The 21412-nt window shown below is 33.3% G+C and carries 21 protein-coding genes and 1 riboswitch; of the genes, 14 read left to right on the top strand and 7 right to left on the bottom strand.

Features of this window, described 5'->3' with window-relative positions; genetic code table 11:
* Position 1: 1 nt before the first annotated feature.
* Positions 2 to 1144 (bottom strand): ABC transporter substrate-binding protein, encoded by a 1143-nt coding sequence (locus tag KHA98_RS17035; RefSeq protein WP_213259096.1) that lies wholly within the window; start codon positions 1142 to 1144, stop codon positions 2 to 4.
* A 96-nt stretch (positions 1145 to 1240) separates the two neighbouring features.
* Here KHA98_RS17035 and KHA98_RS17030 point away from each other — a divergent pair, with 96 nt between their 5' ends.
* From KHA98_RS17030 to KHA98_RS17000, 7 genes are all read left to right on the top strand, one after another.
* Entirely contained in the window at positions 1241 to 1603 is a 363-nt protein-coding gene (locus KHA98_RS17030; protein ID WP_213259095.1) for a DUF5522 domain-containing protein, read from the top strand.
* A 91-nt stretch (positions 1604 to 1694) separates the two neighbouring features.
* On the top strand, positions 1695 to 2201 hold the full coding sequence (gene cobU / locus KHA98_RS17025; protein ID WP_213259094.1) for a bifunctional adenosylcobinamide kinase/adenosylcobinamide-phosphate guanylyltransferase: 507 nt from the start codon (positions 1695 to 1697) through the stop codon (positions 2199 to 2201).
* A 103-nt stretch (positions 2202 to 2304) separates the two neighbouring features.
* Positions 2305 to 3984 carry a nicotinate-nucleotide--dimethylbenzimidazole phosphoribosyltransferase gene (gene cobT, locus KHA98_RS17020; protein ID WP_213259093.1) on the top strand — a complete coding sequence of 560 codons (1680 nt, stop codon included), beginning with the start codon at positions 2305 to 2307 and terminating at the stop codon, positions 3982 to 3984.
* 201 nt (positions 3985 to 4185) lie between these two features.
* Positions 4186 to 4983: an adenosylcobinamide-GDP ribazoletransferase gene (locus KHA98_RS17015; protein ID WP_213259092.1), complete on the top strand. Its 798-nt coding sequence runs from the start codon at positions 4186 to 4188 to the stop codon at positions 4981 to 4983.
* On the top strand, positions 4968 to 5504 hold the full coding sequence (gene cobC / locus KHA98_RS17010) for an alpha-ribazole phosphatase (protein WP_213259091.1): 537 nt from the start codon (positions 4968 to 4970) through the stop codon (positions 5502 to 5504). The genes KHA98_RS17015 and cobC overlap by 16 nt, the downstream gene beginning before the upstream one ends.
* A 67-nt stretch (positions 5505 to 5571) precedes the next feature.
* Positions 5572 to 5773: riboswitch (cobalamin riboswitch) on the top strand.
* 27 nt (positions 5774 to 5800) lie between these two features.
* A complete protein-coding gene (locus KHA98_RS17005) occupies positions 5801 to 7636 on the top strand; it encodes a TonB-dependent receptor plug domain-containing protein (RefSeq protein ID WP_213259090.1) in 1836 nt (611 codons plus the stop codon).
* Between the two features lie 4 nt (positions 7637 to 7640).
* Complete coding sequence (locus KHA98_RS17000; RefSeq protein ID WP_213259089.1) at positions 7641 to 8669, top strand: YncE family protein; 1029 nt, start codon at positions 7641 to 7643, stop codon at positions 8667 to 8669.
* A 62-nt stretch (positions 8670 to 8731) separates the two neighbouring features.
* Here KHA98_RS17000 and KHA98_RS16995 read toward each other — a convergent pair whose 3' ends face one another.
* Positions 8732 to 10198 carry a S41 family peptidase gene (locus KHA98_RS16995; protein ID WP_213259088.1) on the bottom strand — a complete coding sequence of 489 codons (1467 nt, stop codon included), beginning with the start codon at positions 10196 to 10198 and terminating at the stop codon, positions 8732 to 8734.
* Positions 10199 to 10358: 160 nt separating this feature from the next.
* On the opposite strand from KHA98_RS16995, the gene KHA98_RS16990 reads away from it, so the two are divergent.
* The 4 genes from KHA98_RS16990 to KHA98_RS16975 are packed head-to-tail and all read left to right on the top strand — an operon-like array spanning position 10359 to position 12405.
* Complete coding sequence (locus KHA98_RS16990; protein WP_213259087.1) at positions 10359 to 10868, top strand: RNA polymerase sigma factor; 510 nt, start codon at positions 10359 to 10361, stop codon at positions 10866 to 10868.
* A complete protein-coding gene (locus KHA98_RS16985) occupies positions 10855 to 11313 on the top strand; it encodes a hypothetical protein (protein WP_213259086.1) in 459 nt (152 codons plus the stop codon). Before KHA98_RS16990 ends, KHA98_RS16985 begins: the two co-directional genes overlap by 14 nt.
* 16 nt (positions 11314 to 11329) lie before the next feature.
* Positions 11330 to 11857: a DUF4252 domain-containing protein gene (locus KHA98_RS16980; RefSeq protein ID WP_213259085.1), complete on the top strand. Its 528-nt coding sequence runs from the start codon at positions 11330 to 11332 to the stop codon at positions 11855 to 11857.
* An 11-nt stretch (positions 11858 to 11868) separates the two neighbouring features.
* Positions 11869 to 12405 carry a DUF4252 domain-containing protein gene (locus KHA98_RS16975; protein WP_213259084.1) on the top strand — a complete coding sequence of 179 codons (537 nt, stop codon included), beginning with the start codon at positions 11869 to 11871 and terminating at the stop codon, positions 12403 to 12405.
* 113 nt (positions 12406 to 12518) lie between these two features.
* On the opposite strand, the gene KHA98_RS16970 is transcribed toward KHA98_RS16975, so the two are convergent.
* The gene (locus KHA98_RS16970; RefSeq protein ID WP_213259083.1) at positions 12519 to 13724 is read right to left on the bottom strand and encodes a M57 family metalloprotease; all 1206 of its coding nucleotides are present in this window, start codon (positions 13722 to 13724) and stop codon (positions 12519 to 12521) included.
* A 258-nt stretch (positions 13725 to 13982) separates the two neighbouring features.
* On the opposite strand from KHA98_RS16970, the gene yiaA reads away from it, so the two are divergent.
* On the top strand, positions 13983 to 14381 hold the full coding sequence (yiaA, locus tag KHA98_RS16965) for an inner membrane protein YiaA (RefSeq protein ID WP_213259082.1): 399 nt from the start codon (positions 13983 to 13985) through the stop codon (positions 14379 to 14381).
* A 70-nt stretch (positions 14382 to 14451) separates the two neighbouring features.
* Here yiaA and carB read toward each other — a convergent pair whose 3' ends face one another.
* Entirely contained in the window at positions 14452 to 17307 is a 2856-nt protein-coding gene (gene carB / locus KHA98_RS16960; protein ID WP_213259081.1) for a carbamoyl-phosphate synthase large subunit, read from the bottom strand.
* Between the two features lie 146 nt (positions 17308 to 17453).
* Positions 17454 to 17615, bottom strand: coding sequence for a 50S ribosomal protein L34 (gene rpmH / locus KHA98_RS16955; RefSeq protein WP_008464848.1), 162 nt, complete (start codon positions 17613 to 17615; stop codon positions 17454 to 17456).
* A gap of 167 nt (positions 17616 to 17782) precedes the next feature.
* Here rpmH and KHA98_RS16950 point away from each other — a divergent pair, with 167 nt between their 5' ends.
* Complete coding sequence (locus KHA98_RS16950) at positions 17783 to 18298, top strand: DUF2892 domain-containing protein (protein ID WP_213259080.1); 516 nt, start codon at positions 17783 to 17785, stop codon at positions 18296 to 18298.
* Positions 18299 to 18462: 164 nt separating this feature from the next.
* Here the strand turns inward: KHA98_RS16950 and KHA98_RS16945 are convergent, their stop codons facing one another.
* Entirely contained in the window at positions 18463 to 19119 is a 657-nt protein-coding gene (locus KHA98_RS16945) for an alpha/beta hydrolase family protein (protein WP_213259079.1), read from the bottom strand.
* A 304-nt stretch (positions 19120 to 19423) separates the two neighbouring features.
* On the opposite strand from KHA98_RS16945, the gene KHA98_RS16940 reads away from it, so the two are divergent.
* Complete coding sequence (locus tag KHA98_RS16940; protein WP_213259166.1) at positions 19424 to 19708, top strand: GNAT family N-acetyltransferase; 285 nt, start codon at positions 19424 to 19426, stop codon at positions 19706 to 19708.
* Between the two features lie 59 nt (positions 19709 to 19767).
* On the opposite strand, the gene KHA98_RS16935 is transcribed toward KHA98_RS16940, so the two are convergent.
* Complete coding sequence (locus KHA98_RS16935) at positions 19768 to 21402, bottom strand: ABC-F family ATP-binding cassette domain-containing protein (protein ID WP_213259078.1); 1635 nt, start codon at positions 21400 to 21402, stop codon at positions 19768 to 19770.
* Positions 21403 to 21412 lie beyond the last annotated feature (10 nt).

Below are 21412 nucleotides of genomic sequence, written 5' to 3'. Positions count from 1 at the left end.
TTTAATTCAGTTTTAATGCAAAAGTAAACTCATAACTTGGTAACAAATCCGGATGAAAAATTTTGATATAATCCTTTAAAACCAAATCCGGACGGCTTGGTGATAATTCATAATAAATTGTTCCGCCAGTTGCTCCTAATTTACTTTCTAAAGTATAAACTGTTTTATTTTTAAAAGCATCAAACTCCCCGTAATGCGGATTCGCTTTTTGTAATTCTTCCAAAGATTTAAAAGACCCCGAAACAATCCACACATTTGCTGCTTTAGCTTTATCTAAAACCTTCTCAAAAGACAATCCTTCACTTCCTGATCCTTTTAGATTACTCCATAAATAATCAGACTGCGCATCTTTCATAAATTGTGCCACCCAGCTATTTCCTTTTGCCACGTACCAAATATCTTCATACATTGATCCGTATAAAACTTTTGAAGTTGCCGGTTTATCTGCTACTAATTTTTTAGCCTGATTATAACTCTCCTCAATTTTATCAAACAATTCTTTGGCTTTCTCTTCTTTTCCAAATAAAGCTCCGTAAAGCTTGATCCATTCTGCTTTTCCAAGTGGTGATTGTTCCATCCAGTCACCCTGAATTAAAACATTTAAACCACTTTTTTCCAAATTGTCCAACATCGGATTGTTATTATCTACTCCAAAAGTCACAATTAAATCCGGAGACAATTCTATCAGTTGTTCAATATTTAGTTTTTCGTTTTGTCCAACATTTTTAACTGAACCTTTATCAATAAGCACTCTTGTTTTTTCAGAAGAAATATAATCGGTATGCGGAAATCCAACCAGTTTATCCTCAACTTCCAGCATTTCTAAATAAGGGATATTTGTAGTTGAAGTTACCACAACAGATTCCAATGGTACTTTGATTGTGGTATAACTCTGAAGACTATCCGGAACTTTGGCGTCTTTTTCTTTTAAAATATACTTGAAATCTTTGTTAGCGTTTGGCCAGGGATCTGAAATTGTTACTACCGAATATCCTTCATATTTCACAATTGAAAGCCCAGAAGCAAATTCTACACTGTTTTTTGCTACATCAGATTTCGCAACCTCAATATTTTCTTGTTTTTTACACCCTGTAAGGATAAAAAAAGAAAGAAAAAATACTAACTTAGGTAAATAAAATTTCATATTTAACGTTTTGGATAGGGACAAAGGTAAAGCATTTTCTAATTTTTTTGTTTACTTTTATTCTTACAAAATTCAACAAACTGTATCTTTACATAAATGAATACCACAAAAACAAAAATTTGCTCAAGCTGTGAATCTACTTTCAGCTGTGGAGATAGTTCAGTTGAAAATAAATGCTGGTGTAATGACTATCCTCCTATTTTTAATCTTTCTGAAGGAGGAGATTGTCTTTGTCCGGCTTGTTTCAAAGAAGCCTGCGAAGACAAAATCGACGCCTACATTGAAACAATGACTCCTAAAAAAGCACTAACCAATAAAGCAAAATCTTTACCTGCAACCGAAAAACTAATCGAAGGAATTGACTATTATATTGAAGATGGAAATTATGTTTTTAAAGCCTGGTTCCATCTTAAAAGAGGTAATTGTTGTGGAAACGATTGCCGACATTGTCCTTATTAAAAAGTTATAAATTATGAATTATGAGTTATAAGTTGTATTCAACTTTCTTCAAAATTCATAACTTATAACTCATAACTTACAACTTGATAAAATGATTTACTTAATTACCGGTGGCGAACGATCTGGAAAAAGCAGTTATGCACAAAATTTAGCCTTGCAACTTTCCGACTCACCAATGTATGTGGCAACAGCCAGAAAATGGGATCCCGATTTCCAGAACAGAATCGACAGACATCAGCAAGAACGTGATGAACGCTGGACCAATATTGAAAAAGAAAAGCATTTAAGTGAAATTGATTTTTCCGACAAAGTTGCACTAATCGATTGTGTAACCTTATGGCTCACAAACTTTTTTATTGACACCAAAAATGATGTTTCATTATCGCTGGAAGAAGCCAAAGCCGAATTTAGTAAAATAGCGCAACAAGATGCCACTCTAATAATTGTAACCAATGAAATTGGAATGGGCATTCATGCTGAAACTCATATTGGCAGAAAATTCACAGAACTTCAAGGCTGGATGAACCAATTTTTGGCCTCAAATGCTGATGAAGTTGTTTTAATGGTTTCCGGAATTCCGGTAAAAATTAAAGGTTAATAAAATTCAAAACTTTTTAATTGCTAAGATTTTACAGTTTCAATTTTCCGGGATTTAACTTTGCCGTTTGGAATTTGGGATTTAAAAATTGTAATTTTATCGCATGAGTTATTTAGACGATATTTTAAAATCACGCCGTGATACCCGACATTTTACAACCGATGAAGTTCCTGATGAAGTAATCGAAAAAGCTTTACAGGCCGGACATTGGGCACCTTCTGTTGGTCTGACAGATGCGACACGATATTATCTTATAAAATCTAATGAAGTTAAAAGTGCAATTAAAAATCTGTTTTTAGATTATAATAAAAAAGCCGAAGAACTTACTGACAATCCTGAACAGAAGGAACTTTACAAATCCCTGAAATTAGAAGCGATTGAGGAAGCTCCAATTGGTTTAATAATTGCGTATGATCGCTCGGTTTTAAATCAATTCACGATTGGAACTGTTGGCAGTAATGAGGCGGTAAAATTCAGTTCGGTTTGTGCAGCGCAGAACATTTGGCTTTCACTTACAGAACAAGGTTACGGAATGGGCTGGGTTTCTATCCTGAATTATTATCAGTTTAAAAAGATCCTTGATCTGCCTGAAAACATAGAACCTCTGGGATATTTCTGTATTGGTAAACCGGCAACAAATTATAACAATCAGCCAATGCTGCAACAACTGCATTGGAAACAAAAATCTGAAACTCCGCTTTGTACAGAAATTAAAGATCTGAATACAACTTCGATTTCAGAAATCAATATAAATTCCACATCTTCCAATCACATAACAGAAGATTTCACTGCGCTTTTAAAGGAAAAAATAGATTCTAAAACCAAGCCAATTGGCGCTTTAGGAACTTTAGAAACACTCGCCTTTCAGATGGCAACGGTTTTTAACACGTTAACTCCAAAAATTATCAATCCAAATATTGTCGTTTTCGCAGCAGATCACGGTATTGCAAATCATGACGTTAGTGATTATCCGCAGGATGTAACACGCCAAATGGTTACTAATTTTCTCGATGGCGGTGCGGCAATAAACGTTTTCTGCAATCAGAATAAAATTGAATTATCGATTGTAGATTCTGGTGTTAATTATGATTTCCCGACAAACGCAAAACTGATTGATGCAAAAATTGCCAAAGGAACACAATCATTTCTTCATGTTCCGGCTATGAGCACTGCCGAAGTTAATTTGTGTTTTGAAAAAGGAAAATCAATAGTGGAAGAAATTGCAAAAAACGGTTCTAACTGTATTGGTTTTGGTGAAATGGGAATTGGAAACACTTCAACAGCTTCTGTATTAATGAGTCTTTTAACTGGTTTACCTCTACAGGAATGCGTTGGAAAAGGAACCGGAATTAACGATGAAAAACTACTTCAAAAGCAAAGTCTGCTTAAAAAAGCAATTAAGAATTATTCCGGTCAAGCCGAATTAAAAGAGCAACTCGCTTATTTTGGAGGTTTTGAAATTTTACAAATGGCCAGCGGAATGCTAACGGCTTTTGAAAACCGAATGCTAATTCTCGTAGATGGTTTTATTTGCAGCACTGCATTTTTAATTGCTTTTAAACTGAATCCTCAAATTATACAAAATGCTGTTTTTTGTCATTGCTCTGCAGAACAAGCACATCAAAAATTACTTGAATATTTGAATGCAAAACCAATTTTAAATCTTGATTTGCGTCTGGGCGAAGGAACAGGATGCGCGATTGCTTTCCCTATTCTAAAATCAGCTGAAGCTTTTTTGAATGAAATGGCTAGTTTTGAGAGCGCCGGAGTTAGTAGAAAATAATATTCCATTTTTCAAAATAATTATGTTTCGTTGCGATTTATTCTCATTTTTGTCCTTTCGACGAAAGAGACCTGAGCATTAGCGAACAGGCGAAGCAAATCACATTAGAAACATCACATAGATTGTCTTTAAACTTTGTCGATTTCCGCGTGCGATTTCTCCTTCGTCGAAATGACAGAATTAACCCAATTCATCTTCACCATGAAAAAAGAACTACATATTTTTTTTACCTGTTTAATGTTTTATACCCGTATACCATGTCCTAAAAACATCACTCATGATCCGGATTATTTAAATAAGGCAACACGATATTTTCCTTTTATTGGCTGGATTGTCGGCAGTATTTCATTTTTTGCTTTTTATGTTTTCTCTTTATTTCTTTCAACAGAAACAGCTGTTATTTTTGCTATTATTGCTTCTATTTTAACAACAGGTGCTTTTCATGAAGATGGCTTTGCAGATGTTTGTGATGGTTTTGGCGGAGGATGGACCAAAGAAAAAATCCTTCTAATTATGAAAGACAGTGCAATTGGAGCTTATGGCGCAATTGGACTGGTTTTATTATTTTTAGCTAAATTCAAATTACTTTCAGAATCTATTTTGCCTTATATAAATCAGAAAAACTACTTTTTGGTTTTCCTAATTTTTATTAGTGCGCATTCTGTAAGTCGTCTGGCTGCCATCAGCATTATTTTTACACATGAATATTCCAGAGATGATGCAACCAGCAAAAGCAAACCCATTGCAAAAAAACATACCTGGAAAGAAATTTCAGGATCCTTCTTCTTTGGTTTACTTCCATTAATAGCACTCTCCTATTTTTGCTTTCAATTCGAAATTCTATTGGTTTTAATTCCGGTATTTTTAACCCGATACTTTTTAGCAAGGTATTTTCAGAAATGGATTGATGGTTACACAGGCGATTGTCTGGGAGCAACGCAACAAGTATGCGAAGTTATTTTTTACTTAAGCCTTCTTTTTATATGGAAATTTATTTAGTCCGACACACCGAAACAATCTGCGAAAAAGGAATTTGCTACGGACAATCTGATGTTGCTATTGCAGAACCTTATACTGAGATTTTCAACGAAGTCGTATTGCAGTTACCATCAGAAGCGATGATTTTTTCGAGTCCTTTAAAGCGTTGCGTGCTTTTGGCAAATCATATCAAAGAAAACATTAAAAGTATATCGTATCAGGAAGACGAGCGTTTGATGGAAATGAATTTTGGCGATTGGGAACTAAAAAAATGGGATGAAATTTCGCCGGAACAACTAAATCCGTGGATGGAAGATTTTGTCAACATTCAGGTTTCAAATGGAGAATCTTTTGTGGAGTTACATAACAGAGTTGGTGCTTTTATAGCTGAAAAACTTTCAAAAAATATCATGCATCCAATTGTGATTGTTGCGCACGCGGGAATTATCAGAAGTATTCTCTGTCATCAAACTTCATTACCGTTAAAAGAAGCATTTCAGAACAAAGTCGATTTTGGGCAAGTTATAAAAATAGAGCTCTAACAAAGTTTTTATTTATAATTTGACCTAAAATACCTTGTAAATTTGAAAATTCGATATTTTTAACTTTATCTTTGCACAAAATTAAGGTTGTGTTATTAGTAAACACATTAAAAGGGAATCAAGTTAAATCTTGAGCTGTACCCGCAACTGTAAGCTTAGTTCTGAAAAGAATGTTTGTTGTAAACTGCAAAACCACTGCTCGCCCCGGCGAATGGGAAGGTAAACAACAAAACGCAAGCCAGGAGACCTGCCTTTATAACTAATATCGAGCTCTCGGGAAAAAGAGTGTAGAAATTATGACTATAAAAATACGCTTTGCTTTCTGTTTCCTTTTCTTGTGCCAATTGATTTTAGCACAAAACGATTCTATTACAAAATTAAAAGAAGTTGTCGTTTCCGATAATAATCTGAAAAGTTTCTCGAACACTCAGTCGTTACAACGATTAAACGATTCGATCATAAACAAAAACCAATCCTCGTTAACTTCTCTGTTAAATTACAATACCGTTATTTATTTTAAAGAAAACGGATTAGGAATGACTTCTTCTCCTTCATTCAGAGGAACAACTTCGCAACAAACTGTTGTAGTCTGGAACGGTATAAATGTTAACTCACAACTTTTAGGACAGGCCGATTTCAATACTATTTCAACTCGTGGTTTCAATTCTATTGATGTAAAAGCAGGTGGCGGAAGTGTCGTTTATGGAAGCGGTGCAATTGGTGGAACCATTCACTTAAATAATGATTTGAAGTTTACGGATACATTCAAAAATGATTTTCAGATTTATTATGGTGATTTCAATACTTTAAGTGCTATTTATGGTATTACTGCCGCTACTAAAAAATGGAGTGTCGATGCCAGTTTTACCAGAAACAGCTCCGACAATGATTTTAAATTTGTAGGTCAGGAAGTCTGGAACAAAAACGGACAATACTATAATAACACCCTTGATGCTGCGATTGGATATAAAATAAACGATAAAAACAGTCTTAAGTTTTACAGCGAAATATATGATGGTGAGCGTCATTTTTCTTTGACCTCGCCAAACGAAACCAAAACAAAATATCAGGATTACAATACCCGTAATTTATTAACCTGGAGTAGTTCTTTTAGTAAATTCGAATCAAATGTAAAGTTGGCTTACATCACAGAGCATTACAATTATTTTGAAGATATCAATCGGGACGGATTTACTTCGGGCGGAGTTAAAAGCTTTATCGGAAAATACGATCTTGATTACACTATATCATCTAAAATGAAAATCAGTACTATTTTAGATTATACCAAAAATGATGGTGTTGGTTCGGGAATTGGTCGAAGCACTCGCGAAATTGGCGGCGCAAGTCTTTTATGGAAACACCAGCTTACCGAGAAATGGAATTATGAATTGAGTGCCAGAAAAGAAGTTTCTGATGCTTATAAAAGTCCGGTGCTTTTTTCTGCGGGATCAAGATATAATTTTTCAGATTTCTATAAGCTTAAATTCAACGTTTCCAGAAACTTCAGAATCCCAACATTTAATGATTTATATTGGGAAGGAAGCGGAAACCCTGATTTAAAACCCGAAAGTTCATTTCAGGCCGAGATAGGAAATGAATTTAAATATAAAGATTTCCGATTGACTGTTACGGCTTACGGAATGAAGATTAAAGACATGATTCGCTGGTTGCCTAACAATACCGGAAACTGGTCTCCTGTAAACACCGACAGAGTTACTATTTATGGTGCTGAAGCGCTTTTAGGATGGAAAAAATCGTTTAACAAACATACGTTTGATTTTAGTGGAACTTATGCCTACACCGTTTCACTGGATGACAAAACCGATAAGCAGCTTTTTTACGTTCCATATCATAAACTTACAGGTTCGCTATCTTATTATTACAAGAAACTTTCGGCTTATTATCAAATTATGTATACGGGAGAAATCTTTACTACATCAGACAATAATCCTAAATATATACTGGATGCTTACAATGTTTCAAACATTGGGGTAGACTATAATTTTAGCAAAAAAAATATTTTCAAATTGGGCGTTAAAGCAGCCAACATCTGGAATGAAAAATACGAAGCATTACCAAATCGCTTTATGCCCGGACGAAATTTAACCATTTATTTAAACCTTAATTATTAATAACATGAAATTTAAAAATCTTTATTTAGGAATTATAGCATCTGCTTTTCTATTTGCTTCTTGTAGCAATGATGATGAGAACAATGATGTTCCATTGGGTGCATACGACAACGGAGTACTTATTTTAAATGAAGGAAACTTTAAAGATGTAAATGCTTCGGTATCTTACCTTTCAAATGACCTGGCTACTTTTCAAAATGATATTTTTAAAGTAGTTAACGCGCCAACTATTCTGGGAGATATTGCACAATCTATGAGTTTCAGTAATGAAAAAGCTTTTATTGTGGTAAATAATTCTAACGAAGTAGAAGTAGTAAACCGTTATACTTTTAAAAGTCTTGGTACAATTACTGAAAAACTTGAAAACCCGCGTTACAGTGTTGTTCTAAATGACAAATTGTATGTAACCAATTCAATCTCTAAGGCGGTAACAATTTATGATGCTAAAACATATGCTTATGTAGCTTCAATTCCTTTAAACAAAACAGCTGAAAAAATTGTAGCTGCAAACGGAAAACTTTATGTAACAAATGCTGCTTACGGAAGCGGAAACGAAGTTACTGTAATCAATCCTGCAACAAATACAGTTACTAAAACCCTAACTCTTGAAGATGGAATTAACTCTATCGAAGCAAATAACGGAAATGTATATGTATTAGCCGGAAATGCTACTAAAAGTATAATTTACAAAATTAACGCTTCAACTGATAATTCAACCTCTATAGAATCTACTACTGTAAAAGGTGCTTTAAACATGGATATTGACGGAGACAAAATCTATTATACTCAGGGAACTGGTGTTTACGCCATTACTTTAAATGCTACCTCTTTTTCAGATAAAGCATTATTTTCTGTTACAGACAATAGCTGGTCTACTTTTTACGGCTTTGGTGTAATTGACGGAAAAATATATTCAGGAGATGCAAATGCATTTACTAAAGACGGAACTGTTACGGTTTACACTTCTACAGGAACGGTATTAAAAACTTTAACTGTTGGTTTAGGACCAAATGGTTTTTATTCGAACAATTAGAATTAGTTATTATATTTTTGGACCAAAAAAGGCTTTCATTTCTGAAAGCCTTTTTTATTGTTTTATAGTTTTTGAAAACCTTTAGGAGCATTTTCTAAATACATTTCATTTCGTAGTCCGTTGATCTTTTTTGAATCACTTAAATAAGGCAAAACAAACTCATCGTCAGTTTGGATCCTTTTAGCAGTAGATCCTGTGATCTTAGAAATAGCCAAATTTAATAATGGTTCAGAAGTTTCTCCTAAAACACCATAATTATTGATATACTCATATTGAAGATACGTTGGAGCCAATCCTTGCGTATAATCTCCAAAATCATTAGCGTTAGTAATTTTAAAGACTAACGGCTGCATAGCGTACTTATGATTTGGATTTACATTTGATTTTGTTAAAGTTGGAGAATCATAAACAGTAAACGAACCTACATTTTTACCAATAGTATTATCTCCAATCTGAACAACATTTACATAAGGTTTTAAACCATTAATAATTAACTCACTTGCAGATGCAGTATTTGTTGTCGTTAAAATATAAACCGTTGTTAAGTTCAGACTATTTATAGTAGTACCATCAATATTATTTACAAATCTCTGATTTAAAGACTCCAAATCTTCTGAATTCATTGTCGCCATTAATTTAAGATTGTATTGTTGTTTTGAGAATATTTTGCCATCAAACTGTCCGGTAATCATACTTGCCAAACGAGTTGAAGAACGTACAGAACCACCGCCGTTATATCTTAAATCTAAAACAAGATCTGTTGCACCCTGAGCTTTTAATTCGCCAAAAGCCTGATTTAGCTTAATATCATAATCGGCATAAAAACCATTATACATTAAATAACCAATTTTATGTCCTCCGGAAGGAATTACTTTATTGATCAAAATGGGATTTTCTTCTAAAGTTGTTTTGGTCAAAGAAACCGATTTACCATTCAACGTAAATGTAGCACCATTATAATCTGCAAATTCTAAAGTATAACTATCAGGATTAATTAATAACTCCTTATAATTAGAAACCGTAAGTTTTGTTCCATTTACGCTAGTAAATAAATCGCCTCTCTTGATTGCTTTTGTCGAAGCATCAGAATTCGGAATTATATAACGTACAAAACCTACAACATCATTAGATCCTTCTGCTACTCTTGTAAGCTTAAAATCTACCCCATTATTTTTTGTAATTCCGTTTAATTCTTGTTCCAGAACAGTATAATCATCAACAATCCAGCTAAAACGATCAATTGCACTTGCCGGGTATTTACTTATTGGTTTATTTAATAAATCCTGAAATAATTCGTTAGGATCTGAATATCCAGCCAGGTAAGAATTTAATTCTGCTTTTGTACTAAAACGGTCGTCGGCCAAATTAGGCACATCCGCTTGCCACAAGTAAACCTGATTTAATCCTCTCCAGATAAAATCATTTACTTGTAAAGTTGCAGGAGCTCTAACATCATCCTCGTCTTCACAGGACTGCAAAGCAAATGCAAGCACAAAAATTAGCAATAAATTCTTTAAAATTGTTTTCATATAGTGGTATTTCTGTAATATTAACGTAAAAATACTACCTTTAGTTTTAACTCTATTAAGTTTATTGCGTTTTTTCAGAAAAAAAAATCAAAAGCTGTTGTAACAAAAATAATAGTACCTCGTCTTGACTATATAAGCTAACGAATAACCACCAAATTTTATGAATCAGAATGTGTTTATAGAATTGATTAATCCTTTTAAAGACAAAGTTTTTCGTCTGGCAAAACGATTGCTCACAAGTACCGAAGAAGCAGAAGATGCTACTCAGGAAGTAATGGTAAAATTATGGAATAAAAAAGACAACTTAGATACCTATAATAATATTGAAGCAGTTGCCATGACGATGACCAAAAATTATTGTCTGGATCAGTTAAAATCTAAACGGGCTGGAAATCTTAAAATAGTACACAACAATTTTACAGACCGCGAACCTCAACTAGATAAAAAACTGGAAGATTCAAACAGTTTAGAATGGGTAGAAAAAATTATAAATCAGCTGCCGGAACAGCTCCAAATATTAATTCAGCTTCGCGATGTTGAACAATATGAATTTGAGGAAATTGCAAAAATTGTCAACATGAATGAAACGGCTATAAGAGTAGCACTTTCGAGAGCGAGAAAAAAAATACGAGAATCAATGGTTAATACACACAGTTATGGAATTAGATAAAATAGAAAATATATTAGAAAAATACTTTCAGGGAGAAACTACTATTGCTGAAGAAAAAGAACTTAAAGAATACTTTTCTTCTCCAAATGTTGCGCAGCATTTAGAGCAATACAAACCAATGTTTGGTTATTTCTCTCAGGTAAAACAACAAAAATCAACGCAGGAGATTCCACTACAAACTAAAAAACGAAACGTAGCGTGGTTGTCAATTGCAGCTTCAGTTGTTGTCTTACTAGGAATTGGGACTTATTTCTTTATGAGCGAAAAAAATGCAGATCAGACTGTAGCGCAATCAGAATTAGGAACCTATGATAATCCCGAAGAAGCTTTAAAAGCAACGCAAAAAGCTTTGGCATTATTATCAAACAATGTTAATGTAGGTATTGAAAGTGTACAATACATTAACGAATATGAACAATCAAAAAATAGAATTTTTAAACAGTAATTAAACTCAATCAAAAATGAAAAATTTCATCATAACACTAGTTTTCGCCTTTTTCACTCATACATTCTATGCACAAGGCGCTTTTGACAAATTTGACGGTCAGGACGATGTAACATCTGTAATTGTAAACAAAAAAATGTTCGATTTAATGAGTAAAGTAAAAGTTGATGCTTCTGATAAAGAAACGCAGCAATACATCAATCTGATTAAAAAACTGGATTACCTAAAAGTGTTTACAACCAAAAACCCTAAAATCGAAGCTGATATGAAAGCTTCTGCAGATAAATATATTAAAACTGCAGGTTTAGAAGAGTTAATGAGAGTAAATGATAGCGGCAAAAATGTTAGAATAATGGTTAAATCCGGAGCAAGCGATACGCAAATTAGAGAATTGCTAATGTTTGTAGACGGTGCAAAAAGCGACGAAACGGTACTATTATCTTTAACAGGTAATTTTGATCTAAACGAAATCTCTGTATTAACAGACAAAATGCAACTTCCTGGTGGCTCAGATTTAAAAAAGGCTTCTAAAGGAAAAAAATAAATCATACACTTATGAAACCATCCGTTTTTACCTTAGTCCTTTTAGCATTACTTAGTTTAGTAAGTTGTAATTCTGAACCTTCTCTGCAAAAATATTTTGTAGAACACACAGAGAAAAAAGATTTTATCGCTCTTGATGTTTCTTCTAATATTTTAAATTTAGACAAGGCAAATCTAACTGCAGAGCAAAATGAAGCATTGAAATCGTTTGACAAAATGAATATCTTAGCTTTTAAAGCCAACGATAAAAACCAAGCTGAATTTGCGACAGAACGCACAAAAGTAAATGCAATTTTAAAAGATCCGAAATATCAGCAATTAATGAAAGTTGGATCCGGTAAAGACGGCGCTTCAATAAGTTATGTTGGTTCTGACGAAAACATCGAAGAGTTTGTCATTTTTGCCAACAGAAAAGAAAATGGTTTTGCAGTTGTTCGCGTTCTGGGAAAAAACATGAATCCGAATAACATTATGACAATTATGTCGGTTTTACAAAAATCAAATATTGATATGGAGCAGTTAAAACCTTTGCAACAATTGATAAAATAATAATACCATCTTACTTTAAAAATCAAACAGCTCTACTTTAAATTAGAGCTGTTTTTTTTTAAACTAATTAATAAATCTTTTAAACGATTTAAAAACTAATATTTTCTTATTATCTAAAACAGTATGAGATCTCGCTTTTTTGTAAAAGAATTACTTTTAAGATATCCTAAAGTTAGTTGACCTATAGCGCCCTGGTCATGTGTTGTATACAAATAATGGATAATAGATTTTCCAGGTGGCACTCCTTCATAATCATAGTGTCTGACTCCAAAAAGTGGAACTGTTCCAGGTTTCTCAGTAAGATACAAATACCCTAAGACTATATCTGCTGATGAAGTTTGAAAGGTACATAACACATGATCTTTTGAAGTCGCATTATACGATCGATACAAAGGTACGCTTCCTAAAACTTGAGTTGAATATAAATAACCCGCATCACCATCAAAAATATAACTATCTTTTCCTGGAGTTATTTCACATGGATCTGTTGTATAAAAAAAATATTGATTTTTTTTATACCTATATATTTTTTCAGTTCCTATAGCAACAGGATACAATATACTGATTGCAATATTATCATAATAACTAAAACCTGCCCAATCCCTACGTCCTGAAGTCATTACAGAAGAATAATCTGCAACTGGAGTACACGGTATCAGATCTCCTAGCGATTCTTCTGTGTGAAGCAATCCTAAAGTATGACCAAATTCATGTGTCATAGTTTTAATTTTTTCAGATGCGGTTAAATTATAATAAGTATTTATCGATATAGAAACCCCCGGATTACCATTATAAGATGGTACACTAGCATATGCCAGTCCCTTTGAGTCACCTAAATTCGATGAACTAATTTTTATATTTCCTGCTGTTGGAACATTTACTATAGTAATATTAATACTAGAATTTAAAGTATTCCAATTGTTTATTACCTGATTTATTGCGCTTTTCCAATCTACTGAAACTTCAGAAGAAACATATACTGTTATTGATCCCGCTTTTTCTGGACTCACTATGTATGTATCCTTTCTTTGATTAGTTTTGCTTGCACTTTTTGAATTCAAATAATTAAAACGATCTCTAGCATCTTGTAAAGACATTAACATATCTCCATCAATTATAAAAGACTCCCATTCTGAATCATAAATTATTTTTTTTGCATCTATTGATAATGTATTTGAGATAAAACCTCTTAACATCATAACCTCTTCATTATAATCTACTTTTACTTCTTCAACAACTTTATCATCCCTAGAGCATTGAATAAAAAACGGTGTAAGACAAAAGAATATCATCATTACAATTAGATTCTTTTTTACCATAATATTTTAGTTTTAGGTTAAATTCAAATATACATAAAAAGCTACATATCAACTATTAAATATATTCTTTTTCTTACAATTTAACATTTTACAGTATTTTGAAACTTACTATAATTAATTAATAAGCAAAATATTTCCCAGTCTTACACTGGCAAAATAAGAAAGATTATTCTTTATAATTCCAAATAGATTTCCTTTTCATATGAATTGAATTTTGCTATATTTGCGGCTAACAGAAATATTATTAACTAATTAATCATGATACAAAAAACATCAAATGCCTTTATCGCGGCATCGTGGGTAGCTCTTGCAGCAGGAACAGTTGGATTTATAGTTGGACTTGCCAGAGCCGAAATGCTTTTAAACGAAAAAGGATATTATTTTACAGTTTTAATGTTCGGACTTTTTGCTGTTATTTCACTGCAAAAAAGCGTTAGAGACAAACTTGAAAACCTTCCGGTTACAAATATTTATTATGGTATTTGCTGGTTCGGAACCGTTTTATCTATTGCTTTATTAATTATCGGATTAGCAAATGCAACTATTTTACCAAGCGAGAAGGGTTTTTATGCCTTTGCTTTTTTATTAGCATTGTTTGGTGCTATTTCGGTACAAAAAAATACGAGAGACAATATGAACTTTGCTGAGAACAAGTAAATTTCAGAAATATATACAACTAAAAAAGCTCCAATTTTCATTGGAGCTTTTTTTATATCAGAATCTGAGCTTATTTACTCAAATACATTTTTCTTCTAGAGTACAATTCGTAGAACTGATCGTCTTTTAAGTCGTCAATAAACAAGATGCTTTCTCCTGTTGATTTCATTTCTGGTCCTAACGCTTTGTTTACGTTGTGGAATTTACTGAAAGAGAAAACCGGTTGTTTGATTGCATATCCTTTTAATTGCGGATTAAAATCAAAGTCGGTTACTTTACTGTGACCTAACATTACTTTTGTTGCGTAGTTTACATAAGGCTCTCCGTAAGCTTTTGCAATAAACGGAACCGTTCTTGAAGCTCTAGGATTTGCTTCGATAATGTAAACTGTATCATCTTTTATTGCAAACTGAATATTGATTAAACCAACTGTTTTAAGCGCTCTCGCAATTTTATAAGTATGATCTTTTATTTGTTGCATTACGAATTCTCCTAAGTTAAAAGGAGGCAATGTTGCATTACTATCTCCAGAGTGAACTCCGCAAGGTTCGATATGCTCCATAATTCCGATGATGTAAACATTACCGTCAGCATCACAAATCGCATCCGCTTCAGCTTCAATTGCTCCGGCTAAATAGTGATCCAGAAGTAATTTATTTCCAGGAATTGTTTTCAATAAGTTGATAACGTGCTCTTCTAATTCTTTTTTGTTGATTACAATTTTCATTCCCTGACCTCCTAATACATAAGAAGGACGAATCAATAATGGAAAATCTAAAGTATCTGCAAGCGCAGAAGCTTCGTCAGCCGTTTCAGCAATTCCGAATTTAGGGAAAGGAATATGTAATTCTGTCAATAAATCTGAAAAACGTCCTCTGTCTTCGGCTAAATCAAGTGCATCAAAACTAGTTCCGATGATTTTCACTCCGTATTTAGATAATTTTTCAGCCAGTTTCAATGCTGTTTGTCCACCAAGCTGTACAATTACACCTTCTGGTTTCTCATGCTGAATGATATCATAAATATGCTCCCAGAAAACAGGTTCGAAGTATAATTTATCAGCAGTATCAAAATCTGTTGAAACCGTTTCAGGATTACAGTTAATCATGATCGTTTCGTAACCACATTCTTTAGCTGCTAAAACTCCGTGAACACAAGAGTAATCAAACTCGATTCCTTGTCCGATTCTGTTTGGTCCCGAACCTAAAACAATGATTTTCTTTTTCTCCGTTACAACACTTTCGTTATCTACATAACGCTCACCATTTGCTTTTTCGATTTCAGCCTCAAAAGTAGAATAGTAATAAGGTGTTTTTGCTTTAAACTCTGCCGCACAAGTGTCTACAAGTTTAAACACACGATTAATGTTCATATCCATACGTAAAGTATGCACTTCACTTTCCAGACAATTCATCATATGAGCGATTTGTCTGTCGGCAAAACCTTTTTGTTTTGCTTCAAGTAATAACTCTTTTGGTAAATTTGAAACCTTATAATTAGAAATTTCTTTCTCTAAAGTATAAAGCTCTTCGTATTGTTTCAAGAACCACATATCAATTTTTGTGATTTCATGAATGCGGCTCAACGGAATTCCCATTGCAATTGCATCATAAATTACAAAAACACGATCCCAACTTGCAAAAGTTAGTTTCTCGATAATTTGTTCGTAGTTTTTATATCCTTTTCCGTCTGCCCCTATTCCGTTTCTCTTAATTTCTAAAGATTGAGTCGCTTTGTGTAAAGCTTCCTGGAAAGAACGTCCGATTCCCATAACCTCTCCTACAGATTTCATCTGAAGTCCAAGAGTTCTGTCAGCACCTTCAAATTTATCAAAGTTCCAACGTGGGATTTTCACGATTACATAATCTAAAGTTGGTTCAAAAAGAGCCGATGTCGATTTTGTAATTTGGTTTTGCAACTCATCTAAGTTGTAACCTAAAGCCAGTTTAGAAGCAATTTTTGCAATTGGATATCCAGTCGCTTTTGATGCCAATGCAGAAGAACGAGATACACGAGGATTAATCTCGATCGCTACGATATCTTCTTTTTCGTCTGGAGAAACCGCGAATTGTACGTTACATCCTCCCGCAAAATTTCCGATACTTCTCATCATTAAGATAGCGTAGTCACGTAATTTCTGGAAAGTTGTATCCGATAATGTCATTGCAGGTGCAACTGTAATCGAATCTCCGGTATGAATTCCCATTGGGTCCATATTTTCGATCGAACAGATAATTACAACGTTGTCATTTTTATCTCTTAAAAGTTCTAATTCGTATTCTTTCCATCCCATCAAAGCTTTGTCAATCAAAACTTCGTGAATTGGTGAAGCTTCAAGACCTCTTGTTAAAAGCTCATCAAAATCTTCTTTTTTGTAAACCACTGCTGCTCCTGTTCCTCCAAGTGTAAATGAAGGACGAATTACAAGTGGGAAACCAAATTCCTGTGCAATTTCTTTTCCTTCTAAATATGAAGTAGCCGTTTTTGCAGGCGCAGTAGGTACATTAATTTTTTCTAAAAGCTGTTTAAACTGCTCTCTGTCTTCAGTAATATTAATAGCGTTAACATCAACTCCAATTAATTTTACTCCGAAATCCTGCCAGATTCCTTTTTCATCTGCTTCCAAACACAAGTTCAAAGCTGTTTGTCCTCCCATAGTTGGTAAAACAGCATCAATTTGTGGATGTTCCTTCAGAATTTCAATAATCGATTTTGTAGTTAATGGTTTCAGATAAATATGATCGGCCATAGATGGGTCGGTCATAATTGTCGCTGGGTTCGAGTTAATCAAGATAACCTCAATTCCTTCTTCGCGAATCGAACGTGCAGATTGAGATCCCGCATAATCGAATTCGCAAGCTTGTCCAATAACAATAGGTCCTGAACCTATTATTAAAACTGATTTTATTGATGTGTCTTTAGGCATTTTGTATGTATTGTGTAGTTATATAAGTACTTTAAAAAACATCTCTAGTATGCTATAAACTAGAATGTTGAGAAAATTTTTACCGACAAGGTATAAAAAAAGGCGATACTAAAAAAGTAATCGCCTTATGTATGTTTATAAAAACATTATTTTTTGTGTCTAGGTTCGCTAGAAACAGTTAATTTATGTCTTCCTTTAGCTCTTCTACGCGCCAGAACTTTTCTTCCATTCGCAGAAGCCATTCTGTCCATAAATCCGTGCTTATTTCTTCTTTTTCTTTTCGATGGTTGAAATGTTCTTTTGCTCATTGCTTTGTATCTTTAAAATGGTGTCTAATATCTCTTTTTCTGTTTTTGAATTTCCTTGCTCAAAAACCGAGTGCAAATATACAAAGACTTTTTTTTCTGGCAAGTACTTTAATAAAAATATTTTTAATTCATTTTACTATATTTGCAATCACAAATTTACAATAATTATGTTTCACAAAAATATTAAACTTATTTTGGCCGGACTTCTAGTAGTTGCGGGCATTTGGCAATTTACAGAAAGTAATATCGGAAACGGAATCTTCCTTATTTTATTGACTGTAATTCCAATTTTTCTTTACTTTAAAAATGAATTTATCCTTTTAGCTTTCCTAAAATTAAGAAAACAAGACTTTGAAGGTGCTAAAAGCTGGCTGGCATATATTAAAAATCCTGAAGCTGCATTGGTAAGAAAACAACAAGGATACTTTAATTACCTTCACGGAATTATGTTGTCTCAAACGAATATCAATCAGGCTGAGAAACATTTCAAAAAAGCAATCGAACTTGGACTATCAATGGATATGGACTTAGCGGTAGCTAAATTAAACCTTGCAGGAGTTGCAATGTCACGCAGAAGAAAGCTTGAAGCGACTAATTTATTAAACGAAGCTAAAAAATTAGACAAACAAGGTATGCTGAAAGATCAAATTACAATGATGAAAGAACAAATGAAGAAAATCTAGCTTCTTTAAATTACAATATTAAAAAAAAATCCCAAATTCCAATTTCTGGTATTTGGGATTTTTTTTGTTATACCTATACAAAACCTTTGTCAAAGTTTTAAACTTTGACAAAGGTCTAGAACCGTAAAACATTTGGAATTTCGAATTTTAAAAAATTTCTGGATTTATTCTAGAATAATAGAAGGCAAATTCTCATTAAGCCATTTATATTTATTGAGAATCATAATATGAGTTCCGCCTTTTACAACAATACATTTGTTGATATATTTTATAGGAAAAACATCATCCTGATCGCCGTGAATATGCACAACATTATCATCGATTTGATTTCTGTCCCATAAAATTACCGATTCTACAGCCCATTGCAGGTAATTAAGGTCACGAACTGCTAAAAACTTTTCGTATAATTTTATTCTTTTATTCACTTTTTCTCCAAAAGAATATTTCGCAAGATTCTCAATATTCAAAATTAGTTTCATCGGAATCAACTTATAAGCTTTAGTTGTCTTTCCGATTTTCATTCTTCGAGGAAATTCAGCATTACTTCTTACACTCGAGATAATAATCACTTTTCTGGTCTGAATATGTTTTGCTATTTCCTGAACCAGAATTCCGCCAAAAGAAACTCCAATTAAAACCGGATTATCATGTTTAATATTTTTAGATATTCTAAGTGCGTAATCTGATAATAATTCTTTTGGTTTGGGAATTTCCCATTCGAGCAGAAAAATTTCAAAAACAGTTTCATCTAATTTAATTCTTTCAAAAATGGCCGGACTAGCTGCCAGACCGGGCATAAAATAAACGGGGATTTTACTCATTTGCTAGAAAAGGAATTTTGATTATGGGTTTCAATTTCAGTTAAATTTACTTTTTTAAATTACATGCACAGCAAATCTTACACCATAATTACAGATTAAAACAAATAAAATTTCAAAAGTGTATTATGAACACTGTTTAAAAAAATAATTTCATATTGAAAATCAAATGATTACCTTTGCATTCCAAATCACTCGTGTTTAATATTCTTATCTAAGATTTTAAACCTTGTTAACGCCCTTAAACCTATTAACATTTGAACCTACTAAAAAAACATGACAAATTATGGAATCCACTGCAACTACTATGGAAGTTAAAGACAATGCTTTTGCCCGCCAATTTGAAAGCATGACCCCGGAAGGACTGCTTACTATTGAATATTCTTTTCAGGAAAAGAAGATTTTTTTAACCAAAATCAACACACCTGAAAACTTTGACAACCCCGAAGCAATCGACATTTTATTAAAGAATATCATGGAAATCAACATCGAAAAGAAACTCAGAGTAGTTCCAATTCATCCAAAAATTGTTGCTTTCTTCAAAAAAAATCCAAAATACAAAGAATTACTTCCTCCGGGAATTAGAATTTAAAACACAAAAAAAGGCATAAGTATTAAACTTATGCCTTTTTATATTTTCAAAAAGTAAAACTACTTTTCTATCTCTTTCATTGAGTCCATTTTTTTGTGCGCCAGAAATCCTGCAACATCTTCAAAATGCTCTTTTACTCTTTTGTTTCCAAATTCAAAAACTTTAGTTGCCAGTCCGTCAAGGAAATCACGATCGTGAGAAACCAAAATTAAAGTTCCCTCAAAATCACGCAACGCATCTTTGATAATATCTTTAGTCTTCATATCAAGGTGATTTGAAGGCTCATCCAGAATCAATAAATTAACAGGCTCCAACAATAATTTAACCATTGCAAGACGCGTTTTTTCTCCACCCGAAAGTACTTTTACTTTTTTAGTAATATCATCACCCTGAAACATAAATGCTCCTAAGATATTTTTAATCTGTGTTCTGATATCTCCAACCGCAATATTATCGATAGTTTCAAAAATCGTAGCATTTTCATCTAATAAAGAAGCCTGGTTTTGGGCAAAATATCCAATTTGAGAATTATGACCAATTTCAACACTTCCTTCATCAACACCGATTTCTTTCATAATCGCCTTGATCATTGTTGACTTTCCTTCTCCATTCTTCCCAACAAAAGCAACTTTCTGACCTCTTTCGATTACGATATTTGCATCTTTAAAAACCACATGATCTCCGTACGATTTAGACATTTCCTTTACAATAACAGGATATTGTCCTGAACGTGGCGCCGGAGGAAATTTCAAACGTAACGCAGAAGTATCTACTTCATCAACCTGAACAATAACTAATTTTTCCAGCATTTTTACACGAGACTGAACGGCATCTGTTTTAGAAAAAGTTCCTTTAAAACGGTCAATAAACGTTCTATTGTCTGCAATCATTTTTTGCTGCTCATCGTATGCTTTTTGCTGGTGAATACGACGGTCTTTTCTTAATTCTAAATAATGAGAATATTTAGCTTTATAATCGTAAATTCTTCCCATTGTTACTTCGATAGTTCTGTTTGTAATATTATCTACAAACGCTCTATCGTGCGAAATTACCACAACCGCTTTCGCAGAAGTCAACAAAAACTCCTCTAACCATTGAATACTTTCAATATCCATGTGGTTGGTTGGCTCATCCAGTAAAATTAAATCCGGTTTTTGAAGAAGAATTTTAGCTAATTCGATACGCATTCTCCATCCTCCTGAAAATTCTGAAGTCTGACGTGTAAAATCTTCACGTTCAAAACCAAGACCCACCAAAATTTTCTCTACTTCAGCCTCGTAGTTTACCTCTTCAATAGCATAATATTTCTCGCTTAAGTCAGAAACTCTTTCGATCAATTTCATGTACTCATCACTTTCATAATCAGTACGAACCGTTAATTGCTCGTTGATTTCGTCAATTTCAGCTTTCATTCTAAAAATCTCACCAAAAGCTTTAGACGCTTCTTCCATTACAGTCGAACCATCTTTAGTCAATAAATGCTGAGGCAAATAAGCCACAACAGCATCTTTTGGTGTTGAAACATTTCCGGTTGAAGGTTTACTTTGTCCGGCGATTATTTTTAAAAGTGTAGATTTTCCTGCACCGTTTTTACCCATAAGGGCGATTTTATCATTTTCATTTATAGCAAAAGAAACGTCGCTAAAAAGTGTAGTTCCACCAAACTGAACCGAAATATCGTTAACTGTAATCATTTGTCTTTGT

Source organism: Flavobacterium branchiicola (assembly GCF_018383905.1).
Taxonomy (GTDB): Bacteria; Bacteroidota; Bacteroidia; order Flavobacteriales; family Flavobacteriaceae; genus Flavobacterium; species Flavobacterium branchiicola.
Note: the sequence above shows the minus strand (reverse complement) of the source record. Positions and strands in the feature narration are given on the sequence as shown.